Origin of the sequence: Posidoniimonas polymericola (assembly GCF_007859935.1) — a bacterium.
Lineage (GTDB): Bacteria > Planctomycetota > Planctomycetia > Pirellulales > Lacipirellulaceae > Posidoniimonas > Posidoniimonas polymericola.
Genome location: NZ_SJPO01000001.1, coordinates 539,355 through 551,629 on the forward strand (window position 1 = coordinate 539,355; position 12,275 = coordinate 551,629).

Here is a 12,275-nt window from a genome sequence, read left to right on the forward strand (position 1 = left end):
GGGGCTGAAACACTTTCAACCGATTTACCATCTATGCAGTCACACTTCACACTCAAACCTGTCGACTCGAGCAAACCTGTCGACTCGAGCAAGCCTGTCGACTCGAGCAAGCCTGGCGACTCGAGCAAGCCTGGAGACTCGAGCAAGCCTGGAGACTCGAGCAAGCCTGGAGACTCTAGGCGGCGTGCAGGAGTTGGGCAGCGCCGCCCCTGCTCCCGAGGGGCAGCCGCCCGCCGCGGCGGCGCCTTCACTCTGGTCGAACTGCTTGTCGTGATCGCCATCATCGGCATCCTGATCGCACTGCTCCTGCCGGCCGTGCAGTCGGCTCGCGAGGCCGCACGCCGGACGCAGTGCAGCAATCAGATGCGGCAGATGGGTTTGGCGCTGCAGACGCACGTCGATTCGCTGAGCATCTTCCCGTCGGGGGGGGTCGACCCCTGGCCCCGGATCGAGGACTACGCGTCAGGCGGCAGGCCGTTTACTGCCCCCAAGCAGGGGCTCAGTTGGGCCTTCCAGATCCTGCCGTACATGGAAGAGGGGGCCGTGCACAACCTGGTGCAGTCGCAGCAACTCCCGCTCACCCCGGTCAACATGTACTTCTGCCCTTCGCGGCGCGGGCCAACGCAGAACCCCAATCCGGCGGCGTCGGTCACCGGCCGGTGGTTGATGGACTACGCCGCGCTGGTCGCGGCGCCTAGTCGCAGTCAGCTCAACGGGACCCGGGGACCGTTGTATTGGGGAGCGCGGGTAAGCAGTGACCAGCAGTACACGGACTACATGGCCGATGGTCAGATGTGCGCCACGCCGCTGATGTGGGGCGGCAGCACGACCCACCTCGAGGGCAGCACGGCCACCTATGACCCATCGAGCCCTTTCCCCAAACTGTTCCCGACCCAGGGGGTGATCGTCCGCAGCAACTACTACGTGGAGGACGGGACCGGCATCAGCGGCTCGCCCCAGGCGCGCAAGCTGGGGCTGCCGAAGCCAACCACGTTCGCGAAGATCACCGACGGATCTAGCAATACGATCGTGTTGTGCGAGAAGCGCATCGCGGTGGGCCGCTACCCGGGCGACGCCACCGACGACGACGCAGGTTGGTCCGACGGGTGGGACTACGACACGCTGCGGCTGGCGACCTGCCAGCCCTCCAGCGACTCCGCCGAAATCACCTCCGGCGGCGCGACCGTGATGACCGCCGGCGCGGCCCACACGGGATTGATCTACTGCGCGTTCGCCGACGGCTCCGTCAGGGGAGTCAAGTACGACGTTGACCTCGAGACATTCAACCTGCTCGCGCACAAGTCGGACGGAGAACTGATCAACGAAAGCTTCTAACCGTCCCAAGTGTCGAGCCGCCCGATACGGGAGCCCGGCCACCCCCCCCCGCCTGCGTGCACTGTAACTACGACACGCGGCATTCACCCAGTCTGCTTTTGTCAACCACGGAGCCACAGCGATGAAGACTACTTGGAAATTGAGCACGCTTGCCGCGGGCGTTTGCTGCCTGCTGACAGCAAGCGCTGCGCTGGCCGACTACGAGGCGGCCGTCCTCGCTCTCAACCCAAGCCACTACTGGCGACTGAACGAGACCACCGAGGGCACCGCCGCCGACTTGATTGGGGCGCAGGACGGCACGCACCAGGGCGTGTTCGGCGAAGGCTTTGGGATGGTTGGCGCCGAGGGACCACCCGCAGCCGGACTCGGCGAGGGCAACCTGGCGTTCGCCGCCAATGACTTTTCGTCGGTCGGGATCGGGCCAGGGTCAGCGATGGCGGCGTCGACGATGACGGTATCCGGTTGGTTCCTAGAGCGGGGCAGCCAGGGCGGCGACCGGTTTTGGACCAACAACCAGTCCGATCCCAACACCAGCTTCCAGATCTTCTTCGGAGGCGGCTCGGGTGACGTCGCGGCCAACCTTGGAATCGGCCTGAACCCCGCGGTTAACGGCTTCCCCTCCTCGGGGCTCCCCTCCGGGTCGGGGGTAGGCAACTTCCACATCCCCGAGTCCACGGTGAACGTGAAGGACGGCGAGTGGCACCACATCGTCGCGTCCCGCAACGGCAACAACATTGAGGACGTTATTGTTGTGATCGACGGCGTTGACTACGGCGTCGACACCTGGCGTGACTCCACCGACACTTGGGGCACCACAGGGTCGGACGCCCAGATCGCCACCCGCACGCCCCCGGACGGCGGCCCGTCGCTGCAGGCGATCAACGGGTCGGTCGATGAGATCGCCGTGTGGCTCGACCGTCAGCTCACTGTCGAAGAATCGATCGCGCTCTACCAGGCCGCCATCGGCGTCACCCCCGGTCTGGTCGGCGACACCAATGACGATGGCGTTGTCAACACCTTGGACATCGACCCGTTTGTGCTCGCCTTGACCGATCCGGCGTCCTACGACGCCACCTATCCTGGCATCCGCCTCGAGCGGGCCGACATCAACACGGACGAGGTGGTCAACACGCTCGACATCGACCCGTTCGTGACCATTCTGACGGGTACCGCTTCCATCGCCGCCCCCGAGCCCGCCACCCTGGGTCTGGCCGGATTGGCCATCGCCGGCGTCCTTGGCGTCCGCCGTCGTCGCTGAGTGGTTGCCGCTGGGCGGTCGCCGCTCTCGCGAGCGGATCAACCTGAAGCATGCCAAGGGCCCCTGACTTGTCAGGGGCCCTTTTTTGTCGGGGGCCCGCGTGTTGGAACGCTGGCGCCGCGTCGCTGGCGATCTGTGCGCGGGCTTGTTGCTGGCACGGGGCGCCCAAGGGAGCGGTGGCGCCGAAACGGCCAGTATCAGCCCGGCCGGGCTTGCTCCGCCGCCAGTTCGGCGCGGAGCTCGTTCGAGAGCTCGAGCTCCTGGGTCTGCGGCTCGTCACGCAGCGCGGCGAGCAGCAGCTCGAGTTGCTCGTCGGCGGTTTGGGCGAGGTCGAGCAGCAGGATCGCCCGGCCTTTGAGTTGGCAGACGCCGCCGCCGCGGCCGTCGAACCAGTCCTCCCGGACCTCGATGCCGACGCGCTTGGCGGCGGCGACCGCTTGGTTGCGTAGTTCCACGGCGTGCATGCTGGCGCCTTGTTGGTGTTGCCGCGCGCAGTTCGCTGCGCACGGCTTGATAGCGGCGGTAATCGTTATAGCCTCCGCGGAGCGCCGCGGCGGGTGTGGTCCTCACACGTTCTGCCGCGCCGCGAGGGGCGGCGGGGATTCTAATCGCTCGCTCTAAGGTTGCCCACGGCGAATCGACGATAGCCCTAGAGGAGCGGTAAGCAGTTAAGCGGCAACAAGTTAAGAGGATTCGGCTTGGCAAGACAGCCCGCCGCGCGAGCCACGGCAAGCTGCGGTGACCTTTCCGACCGATCTACGACCCCACGCCAGGCGGAGACTACGATGCCAAGCAGTGCGCCAGCGAATCCGTCCGACCTCGAGCAGCAGCTCGCCGATCTCAAGGCCGAGCTCCTCGAGACCCAGAAGATGGCGGCCATCGGCGAGCTCGCTAGCACCACCACGCACGAGTTCAACAACCTGCTCACCACCATCCTCAACTACGCCAAGATGGGGCTGCGTCACACCGACGACGCCACCCGCACCCGGGCGCTCGAGAAGATCCTCAGCGCGGGGACCCGCGCCGAGAAGATCACCAACAGCGTGCTCGGCATGGCGCGCAACCGCGGCGCCAACGCCGCGCCGACCAACCTGGCCGACCTGGCCGGCGAGACCCTCGTGCTGCTCGAGCGCGAGCTCGCCAAGTACCGCGTGCAGGTCGAGACCGACATCCAGACCGACCGCCGCGCGATGGTCGTCGGGGCCCAGATCCAGCAGGTGCTGATCAACCTGCTGACCAACGCCCGGCAGGCGATGACGCAGGGCGGCCGGATACTGGTCCGCGTGGCCGAAGACCCGCAGAGCGGGACGGTCGACCTGACGGTCCGCGACAACGGGCCGGGCATCGCGCCGGAGCACCTGCCGAAGATCTTCGAGCACCGCTTCAGCACCAAGAGCGGCCCCGACGCCAGCGGCAAGGGCGGGGCGGGGGTCGGGTTGTCGGCCTGCAAGGAGATCATCGAGAACCACGGCGGCCGGATCCGGGTGGAGAGCACCGTGGGCCGCGGCGCCGCGTTCATCTTGAAGCTGCCGGCGGTCGCCGAGCAGGCGGCCGCGCCGACCGCGGTCAAGCGGCTCGGCGTGCCGGCTTAGGCTTGCAGACCGTGAGGGGGGCGCCCGGGGCGCTCCGCGTTAGCGGAAGCCCCGGAGGAGTACGGGCCGGTTGAGGCCCATCACGGGGGCTTCCCGATCGGGGGCGCCCCCGGCGCCCGAAGCTCCGAGGAGACGCTCTACAGCGCCCGGCGGTGCTTCTTCTTTTTCTTCGGCGGCGCCTTGGGCGGCGGGTCCTGGGGCGGGGCGTCTTCAGCGGGCGCCTGCTCCGCGGCGGGCTGCGGCGCGGGCTCCGGCTTGGGGGTCGAGCCGGTGGGGGGCGCCATGCCGAAGAACTGCACGGCCGGCTGCTGGGCCTTCGGCACGACCGACTGCACGGCCTCGAAACCCTCCATCTCGCCGCGGATCAGCAGCTTGTTGATCAGCTGCTCGATGCGGGTCAGCTCGCCACCCTGCTCGCTGTTCACGAACGTATACGCGACGCCGTCGCGGCCCATCCGGCCGGTGCGGCCGACGCGGTGCACGTAGTCGTCGGCCGACTCGGGGATGTCGTAGTTGAAGATGTGCGAGATGCTCGAGACGTCGATCCCGCGGCCCACGACGTCCGTGGCGATCAGCAGCTTCACCTCCTCGGCGCGGAACTGCTTCATCACCCGGTCGCGGACGTTCTGGGCCATGTCGCCGTGCATGCACGCCACGTTGGGGTTCTTCCGCGACAGCTTCAGGTGCAGCTTGTCGACCATCCGCTTGGTGCGGCAGAAGACGATCGCCTGGGTCGGCTGCTCACGCTCCAGCAGCTTCTGCAGCAGGTCGTACTTCCGGGTGTTGTCGACCGTGAAGTAGAACTGCTCGATCGTGTCGACGCCCTTGGTCTTGGGCGAGAAGTCGAGCGTGACCGGCTCGATCATGTACCGTTTGGAGAGCCGCTCGATGGCCGGGTCGACCGTGGCGCTGAGCAGCAGGGTCTGCCGCGCGGTAGGGCAGCGGCGGAGGATCTTCTCGATGTCGGGGCGGAAGCCGATGTCGAGCATGCGGTCGGCCTCGTCGAGCACGACGATCTTGACCTCGTCGAGCCGCAGGGCGCCGCGGCCCAGCAGGTCGAGCACCCGGCCCGGCGTGCCGACCACGACGTCGGCGCCGCGTTCCAGCTTGGTGATCTGCGCCTTGATCGGCTTGCCGCCGTACAGCGGCACGCTCTTGATCTTGCGGCCGTAGGCCAGCTTGTCGAACTCGTCGCGCACCTGCACGGCCAGCTCGCGGGTCGGCGCCAGCACGATGGCGAACGGGCTCTTCGACTTGCCCTCTTCGAACCGCTCGAGGATCGGGATCGCGAACGAGGCGGTCTTGCCGGTGCCGGTGCGGGCCTGGCCGAGCACGTCGCGGCCGGTGAGGGCGACCGGGATCACGCCCGACTGCACCGGGCTGGGGTGCTCGTAGCCGGCCTGGCGGAGGGACTCCCGCATGGCGGGAGAGAGGTCGATGTCGTCGAAGGAGGCTTTTTTGGAGTTTTCTCCGTCGCCCTGGGGGGCGGGGGATGCTTCAGGCATTTTGGCTCGCTGGGAAAGGATCGTTGTCACGGGGCGTGACGCTTTCCTCTCCGGGGCCCGGCCGCTGCCACTGCTGGGGGCCCGGCCGCCGGTGCTGCGCCACACTGCTCTGCTTGCTGAGTCTGTGTATTCGCTGTAAGCCTAGCAGTGTAAGGGGTTTGGGTCAACGGAGGCGCCCCCCGTGCCGGGTGGGGGCCCCAGCGCATAAAAACAGGCCGGGACGCCCTGCGGCGTCCGGCCTGATTTGTTCGTTGTTTCACACGCTCGTGAGGAGCGGTCCTCATCCCGTGGGGGAGAGAAACAGAGCCGCCTACTTCTTCTTGGCGGTCTTCTTCTTGGCGGTCTTTTTGACAGCCTTCTTCTTGGTCGACTTCTTAGGAGCGGCCTTCTTGGTCGCCTTCTTAGCGGCCTTCTTCTTCGGCGACTTCTTCGCGGCCTTCTTCTTGGTCGACTTCTTCGCGGCCTTCTTCTTGGTCGACTTCTTCACGGCCTTCTTCTTCGTCGCGGCCTTCTTCTTAGTCGACTTCTTCGGAGCGGCCTTTTTGGCCGTCTTCTTCTTGGCCACCTTCTTCTTAGCTGCCATTGCGAATGGCTCCTTCCCTGAAAGCGCCTCAAAAGTTTAAGGGTCCCTCTCTCGGGCGCAAGACAAGAGAGAAGACAACAGTTTCACTTTTAACGCGTTGTTGACACACCCGCACAACTCCGTCGCGAGTGCTTTGCGCGCATTGAAGCAGTTTCTGCTTCATTAAGTCAAGTGGAATTGGCAAAAAAGGGGAGTGAGGAGACAACCTCAAGAAGGGGTGACTAAGTCCTTCGAGTTCCTTAGCGAGAGTTTATCGGCGCCGGCGCGACCCGACGTTAGCGAGACTCCCACCAGCGGCGCCCAACTAGTGGCCAAGATGGCGCCCCAGCTAGTGGTCCGAGGCCTCCGCCGAGTGGCGCCCCGCGTAGTGTTTGAGGAGCGCGGCGAACTGCTCGGCGTGACCCTCCAGCGGGGCCCCGACGGGGTTCTTGAAGAAGCACGCCAGCGCGCCGACCGCGCCCCGCTCGCCCCGCGCCGAAGACGCGTCCAGCAGCCGCGCGAGGTCGAGCACCAGCGGCGCCGCGAGCGCCGAGTCGTGGCCCTGCCAGGTGACCTGCAGCGTCATCTCGACCCCCATGAAACCGCGGAAATGCACGTGATTCCAGGCGGTTTTACGCTCGCCCAGGCTCGCCACGTACTCGATCGAGACCAGCGACTGCGGCCCGTCGCCGGGTTCGCGGCCGAGCAGCGCGTCGAGCGCGGCGTCCTTGCAGCCGAGCTTGCTCTGCTTGTTCTCCTGCGACGACAGAATCCGCCCGTCGGCGTTGCCGAGGATGTTGTGGCCGACCCAGCTCATGACCTCCAGGTTGCGGCTGGCGAACATCGGCGCCAGGGTGGTCTTGAGGAGGGTCTCGCCGGTCTTGCCGTCGCGGCCGGCGTGGCACGCGCCGACCTGAATAGCCAGCTGGTCGATCGCCGCGCAGCTCGCCCCCAGCGACGGTGTGAAATTTACAAAACCGCAGCCCGACTCCAACGCCGCGATCGCGTACAGCGAGCTGGCGCGCAGCGGGCAGTCGTGGGGCGTGGCGAGCAGCGGCTCGAGCTCTTCCCAAGAGTCGGGCAGCCGTGTGGCGTCGGTCGGCGGCTCGGTCGACGAGGCGACCGCCACGATCACGCGCTCGAGCCGTTCGGATTCCCGGAACCGGTCGAGATCGTGCTTGATGGCGTCGACCGCGGCGCGGGGCGTGTCGAAGCGGCGGGCGGCGTCGCCCGCGGCGAGCTGGTCGACCGCGGAGCCGCTGTTGTGGACCACCCCGGGCACGATCCGCTGGTCGATGGCGCGGAGCTCGTCGCCGCAGGCGGCGACCAGCGCGGGGGGCAGGCCGGCGTCGAGCGCCGCCTGGGGCAGCTCGCCCGCCCGGATCTCGCAGCCCCCCAGCACAAACTGCCCCCAGTCCCGCAGGCCGGCGGCCGCCAGCGGCGGCAGCTCGGTCACCAGCCCGGTGGAGCCGATCAGGCCCTGCTGCAACGCACAGCAGCCGACTGCCGCGGTGGTCGCGACGCCGCCGCGGGCGCCGACCAGCCAGAGGCCCGTGCGTGGGGGGGCGGGTTGCGGGGGCATAGGTGGCCTGTTGGGTAGGGGCGGGGCTTGCGGCGGCCGCGGCTGGGTCGGCAGGCGCCGTCGCCCGCCGCTTGGAGAACCCTCGGTTCGGATCTATTATTGTCAAAGCGTCAGAGCGTTGCGTCAACGCGCGCTGACAGGCGCGACACGGCGCTCACCGGCGCGACCGAATGCTGCTCTTGGTGATTACTCCCGGCGGTTCCAATAGAAAGCCCTCGTCCGATGTTTGAGTCCGTCTCTGCGGCCCCCCCCGACGCCATCCTCGGCCTGACCGACGCCTACAAGGCAGACCCGAACCCCGAGAAGATCAACCTCGGCGTCGGGGTCTACCAGGACGAGCAGGGCAGGACGCCGGTTCTGGGGACCGTCCGAGCAGCGGCGGCCCGCCTGGCGGCGGACCTGGCGAGCAAGTCGTATCTGCCGATCACCGGCTCGGCCGACTACGCCGAGGCGGTGCAGAAGCTGATGTTCGGCGACCAGGACGAGATCCCCCGCTCCCGCCGCGCGGTCACCGCCCACACGCCCGGCGGCACCGGCGCCCTGCGGGTGACTGCGGACTTCATCAGGCAGAACTTTGCCGACGCAACGGTCTGGATGTCGCAGCCGACCTGGGCCAACCACCCGGCCGTGTTCGCGGCCGCCGGCGTGCCGACCAAGACCTACCCCTACTTCGACAAGGCGAGCAACGGCCTCAACTTCGAGGAGATGATCGCCGCGCTGAAGAAGATCCCGGAGGGGGACGTCGTGCTGCTGCACGGCTGCTGCCACAACCCGACCGGCATCGACCCCACCGCCGAGCAGTGGGCCGAGATCGCCAAGACCCTCCGCACGGTCGGCGCGCTGCCGCTGATCGACTTCGCCTACCAGGGCTTCGGCGAGGGCGTGAAGGAGGACACCGCCGGGCTGCAGGCGTTCTGCCGACCCGGTGAGGAGCTGATTGTCTGCAGCTCGTTCTCCAAGAACTTCGGCCTGTACCGCGAGCGGGTCGGCGCCGCCACGTTTGTCGCCGCCGACCAGGACAGCATGCTGCGGGTCGCCAGCCAGGTGAAGCGGGCGATCCGCTCGAACTATTCCAACCCGCCCTCGCACGGCGCCGAGCTGGTCGTAACCATCTTGCAGGACGCCAAGCTCCGCAAGCAGTGGGAGGGCGAGGTCGCCGAGATGCGCGACCGCATCAACGGCATGCGGACCCTCCTGGTCGAGAAGCTGGCCGAGCACGGCGCCCCGGGCGACTTCGAGTTCATCAAGCGGCAGAAGGGCATGTTCTCGTTCAGCGGCCTCACGCCCGACCAGGTCGAGCGGCTCAAGAACGACTACGCGATCTACATCGTCGGCTCCGGCCGGATCAACGTGGCGGGCATCACGCCGAGCAACGTCGACCGGCTGGCGAAGTCGATGGCCGACGTGCTGAAGGGGTAGCGGCCGACGGGCACGCCGCGTTCTCTCCGCAGCTGCCGGCGGAAGCCGGCAGTTTCAGCGTCTGCGTTCGTGTTGGGAACACTAATAACCGCTAATGATGCGGGACCCCAGCTGATTGGCATTGGCGACAACGCCGCTTCTCAGCTGAAACTGCAAGCATGGACCCGAGTCGAAGCAGCGGAGTAGCGGCCCCGATTCTTGTCGAAATGAGCCAGCCGGTGGGGTCTAATGAACGGTGCTCCAAGGAGCCGTTTCCCTCAGGTCTGTCCCACGGCTCGCGCCGTGGGCTGAGTTTGCTGCTGCGCGTTTGCGAATCGCGGCATGAGCGGCGGTTTTTTGTTCCCGGCACGGTGCATGGGACAAAACGCCGGGTGCGGCGGACAAAACCCCCCGCGGCTCGAAGCCGCCCGATCGCAGAATCGCTGCAAAACAAGCGTGAGACGCGGTCCGGGGAAAAGTCGGGCCGGGGTTTTGTCCCCTCCGCTCGTGTTTTCGGACTAAACCATGGCTTCCCGCAGAATACTGGCGTCGGGCAGCCATTCGGTTCATAATCTTCTTTCTGTTTAGCTTTTCTCTTCGGGAGCCTCTCATGCGCCGCCTCTTCGCGATACTCGCCCTACTTACTTGCGCTGCCGCCACGGCCCAGCAGGTCGACATCACTGTGCACGTCGACCAGCCCGCCGCCGAGATCAGCCCGCACCTGTACGGGTTGTTCTTTGAGGACATCAACTTCTCTGCCGACGGCGGGCTGTACGCCGAGCTCGTGCAGAACCGCTCGTTCGAGTACTACCCGGTGCCGGGCGGCAACCCGTTGAGCCAGCGTTACCACCCGCTGTATGCTTGGGAGCGGGTCACCCACGGCGACGCGGCCTGTGAGCTGCAGGTCGAGAAGGGGATCCCCCTGAACCGCAACAACACCTCGTACCTGGCGGTCCGCGTGCGCCGCGGCGGCGAGGGCGCCGGCGTGCAGAACCTAGGCTTCGACGGCATCCGTTTGGACAAGGGCGACGAGTACCGCGTCAGCCTGTACTCCCGCTGGGAGGACGGCCGCGGCGCGCCGCTGCAGGTCGAACTGGTCGACGCCGACGGCAAGTCGCTCGCCTCGACCGAGCTGGAAGCCGGCGGCCGCGACTGGCGCAAGTCCGAGGCGGTCATCACCGCCAAGGCCAACTGCGACGACGCCCGGCTGGCGGTCACCACCACGGGCCGCGGCAAGCTCTGCCTAGACATGATCTCGCTGCTGCCGGTCAAAACCTTCAAGGGCCGCGAGAACGGCCTGCGGGTCGACTTGGCCCAGTCGCTGGCCGACCTCAACCCGAAGTTCTTCCGCTTCCCCGGTGGCTGCATCGCGCACGGCCAAGGCCTGGAGAACGTGTACCGCTGGAAGGACTCGGTGGGCGACGTCGCCGAGCGGCGGGCGAACTGGAACCGCTGGGGGTACCACCAGACCTACGGCCTGGGCTACTTCGAGTACTTCCAGCTCTGCGAGGACATCGGCGCGACCCCGCTGCCGGTGCTGCCGGTGGGCGTGTCGTGTGGGTTCACGCCGCCTTACCAGTGCGTGCCGATCGAGGAGATCGGCCCGTGGGTGCAGGACGCGGTCGACCTGATCGAGTTCGCCAATGGTCCGGTCGACTCCAAGTGGGGCAAGCTGCGGGCCGAGATGGGCCACCCCGAGCCGTTCGGCATGGAGTTCATCTGCCTGGGCAACGAGGAGCACGACACGCCGGAGTTCGCCGAGCGGTTCCCGTACTTCGTCGAGGCGGTCCGCAAGGCCTACCCGGACATCAAGATCATCGGCACGTCGGGCCTGGGGCCGGGCATCCCGCTCTACCGCCAGATGCAGCGGCAGGACGTCTACAGCTCGGACGAGCACTACTACGAGAGCCCCGATTGGTTCGTGCAGCACCAGGACCGGTTTGACGACTTCGACCGCAACGCGCCGAAGATCTTTGTCGGCGAGTACGCGTCGCGCGGCAACCGGCTGCAGAACGCGGTCGCCGAGGCGGCCTACCTGACCGGCATCGAGCGGAACGCCGACATCGTCGACATGGCGTGCTACGCGCCGCTGTTTGCCGACGTGAATCACACGCAGTGGAACGCCGCTAACCTGATCCACTTCGACAAACGCAACCTGGTGAAGACCCCCAACTACTACGTGCAGCAGCTGTTCGCCAAGAATAAGGGCGACCAGTTCCTAACCACCGATATCGAGCAGAAGATCAACCAGCAGGACCTGCCCGAGTACGCCGGCGCGGTCGGCGTTGGATCGTGGAGCACGGCGGTTGCGGTCCGCAACGCCAGGCTCAACGGCGAGCCGCTCGACCCGTCTGACTGGACCGCCCACGGCGGCGACTTCGGCGTGCAGGACGGCGAGTACCGCCAGACCGACGAGCAGGCCCAGGGCGTCATCAGCATCGCCCCGGCCGAAGCCGGCGCCGAGGCGACCTACGAGCTCGAGGCCCGCAAGCTGAGCGGCGCCGAGGGCGTGCTGCTGGTCTTTGGCTGCGACGACCCCGAGAACTACTTCTGGTGGAACGTCGGCGGCTGGGGCAACACCCAGCACGCGATCGAGCACTGCGTCGACGGCAGCAAGTACGCCATCATCGAGACCCGCGGCTCGATCGAGACCGACCGCTGGTACAAGCTGCGGGTTGAAACGGAGCCCGGCCGCATCCGCTGCTACCTGGACGGCGAGCTCGTGCACGACTACCAGCACCCCACGCCGAAGGTGGGGGTCTCGAGCACGTTTGACAAGCAGACCGGCGAGGTGATCCTCAAGTTGGTGAACCCCTCGACCGAGGACCTCAAGGCCCAGGTCAGCCTGAGCGGCGGCAAGGTGCAGGCCAAGTCGGTCGACTCGATCCTGCTGACCGGCTCGCCCTCGGCGGCCAACTCGATCGAGGAGCCGGACAACGTCGAGCCGACCACTTCTCAGGTCGACGTGAGCGACAGCTTTGCGGTCGACATGCCCGCCAGCTCGGTGCGGGTGCTGCGGCTGCCGTTGGAGTAGCGTCGGCTC

At 67.0% G+C, this 12,275-nt stretch carries 9 protein-coding genes; 5 read left to right on the top strand and 4 right to left on the bottom strand.

From position 1 onward, the window contains the following. Window positions 1-33 precede the first annotated feature (33 nt). Together Pla123a_RS02220 and Pla123a_RS02225 are read left to right on the top strand one after the other, a co-directional pair. Window positions 34-1,335 carry a DUF1559 family PulG-like putative transporter gene (locus tag Pla123a_RS02220; protein ID WP_146583892.1) on the top strand — a complete coding sequence of 434 codons (1,302 nt, stop codon included), beginning with the start codon at window positions 34-36 and terminating at the stop codon, window positions 1,333-1,335. 121 nt (window positions 1,336-1,456) lie between these two features. Then, window positions 1,457-2,593: a PEP-CTERM sorting domain-containing protein gene (locus Pla123a_RS02225; RefSeq protein WP_146583893.1), complete on the top strand. Its 1,137-nt coding sequence runs from the start codon at window positions 1,457-1,459 to the stop codon at window positions 2,591-2,593. Window positions 2,594-2,790: 197 nt separating this feature from the next. On the opposite strand, the gene Pla123a_RS02230 is transcribed toward Pla123a_RS02225, so the two are convergent. Then, window positions 2,791-3,057, bottom strand: coding sequence for a hypothetical protein (locus tag Pla123a_RS02230; RefSeq protein WP_146583894.1), 267 nt, complete (start codon window positions 3,055-3,057; stop codon window positions 2,791-2,793). Between the two features lie 321 nt (window positions 3,058-3,378). Here Pla123a_RS02230 and Pla123a_RS02235 point away from each other — a divergent pair, with 321 nt between their 5' ends. Next, window positions 3,379-4,185 (top strand): sensor histidine kinase, encoded by an 807-nt coding sequence (locus Pla123a_RS02235; RefSeq protein WP_146583895.1) that lies wholly within the window; start codon window positions 3,379-3,381, stop codon window positions 4,183-4,185. 137 nt (window positions 4,186-4,322) lie between these two features. On the opposite strand, the gene Pla123a_RS02240 is transcribed toward Pla123a_RS02235, so the two are convergent. The 3 genes from Pla123a_RS02240 to Pla123a_RS02250 all read right to left on the bottom strand — a co-directional run bounded on the left by Pla123a_RS02240 (window position 4,323) and on the right by Pla123a_RS02250 (window position 7,834). Further along, complete coding sequence (locus tag Pla123a_RS02240; RefSeq protein WP_146583896.1) at window positions 4,323-5,690, bottom strand: DEAD/DEAH box helicase; 1,368 nt, start codon at window positions 5,688-5,690, stop codon at window positions 4,323-4,325. A gap of 310 nt (window positions 5,691-6,000) precedes the next feature. Continuing rightward, window positions 6,001-6,273, bottom strand: a complete 273-nt coding sequence (locus Pla123a_RS24425) for a hypothetical protein (protein ID WP_197527600.1) — start codon at window positions 6,271-6,273, stop codon at window positions 6,001-6,003. Window positions 6,274-6,601: 328 nt separating this feature from the next. Next, the gene (locus Pla123a_RS02250; RefSeq protein ID WP_146583897.1) at window positions 6,602-7,834 is read right to left on the bottom strand and encodes an inositol-3-phosphate synthase; all 1,233 of its coding nucleotides are present in this window, start codon (window positions 7,832-7,834) and stop codon (window positions 6,602-6,604) included. Between the two features lie 222 nt (window positions 7,835-8,056). Here Pla123a_RS02250 and Pla123a_RS02255 point away from each other — a divergent pair, with 222 nt between their 5' ends. Both Pla123a_RS02255 and Pla123a_RS02260 read left to right on the top strand, forming a co-directional pair. Further along, window positions 8,057-9,253 carry an amino acid aminotransferase gene (locus tag Pla123a_RS02255; protein ID WP_146583898.1) on the top strand — a complete coding sequence of 399 codons (1,197 nt, stop codon included), beginning with the start codon at window positions 8,057-8,059 and terminating at the stop codon, window positions 9,251-9,253. A gap of 589 nt (window positions 9,254-9,842) precedes the next feature. Next, complete coding sequence (locus Pla123a_RS02260; protein WP_146583899.1) at window positions 9,843-12,266, top strand: alpha-L-arabinofuranosidase C-terminal domain-containing protein; 2,424 nt, start codon at window positions 9,843-9,845, stop codon at window positions 12,264-12,266. The last annotated feature ends 9 nt before the right edge of the window (window positions 12,267-12,275 follow it).

Coding starts and splice junctions, on each gene's coding strand:
- Pla123a_RS02240 (WP_146583896.1), bottom strand. CDS start 5,690: ATGCCTGAAGCATCCCCCGCCCCCCAGGGCGACGGAGAAAACTCCAAA.
- Pla123a_RS02225 (WP_146583893.1), top strand. CDS start 1,457: ATGAAGACTACTTGGAAATTGAGCACGCTTGCCGCGGGCGTTTGCTGC.
- Pla123a_RS02255 (WP_146583898.1), top strand. CDS start 8,057: ATGTTTGAGTCCGTCTCTGCGGCCCCCCCCGACGCCATCCTCGGCCTG.
- Pla123a_RS02250 (WP_146583897.1), bottom strand. CDS start 7,834: ATGCCCCCGCAACCCGCCCCCCCACGCACGGGCCTCTGGCTGGTCGGC.
- Pla123a_RS02220 (WP_146583892.1), top strand. CDS start 34: ATGCAGTCACACTTCACACTCAAACCTGTCGACTCGAGCAAACCTGTC.
- Pla123a_RS02230 (WP_146583894.1), bottom strand. CDS start 3,057: ATGCACGCCGTGGAACTACGCAACCAAGCGGTCGCCGCCGCCAAGCGC.
- Pla123a_RS02235 (WP_146583895.1), top strand. CDS start 3,379: ATGCCAAGCAGTGCGCCAGCGAATCCGTCCGACCTCGAGCAGCAGCTC.
- Pla123a_RS24425 (WP_197527600.1), bottom strand. CDS start 6,273: ATGGCAGCTAAGAAGAAGGTGGCCAAGAAGAAGACGGCCAAAAAGGCC.
- Pla123a_RS02260 (WP_146583899.1), top strand. CDS start 9,843: ATGCGCCGCCTCTTCGCGATACTCGCCCTACTTACTTGCGCTGCCGCC.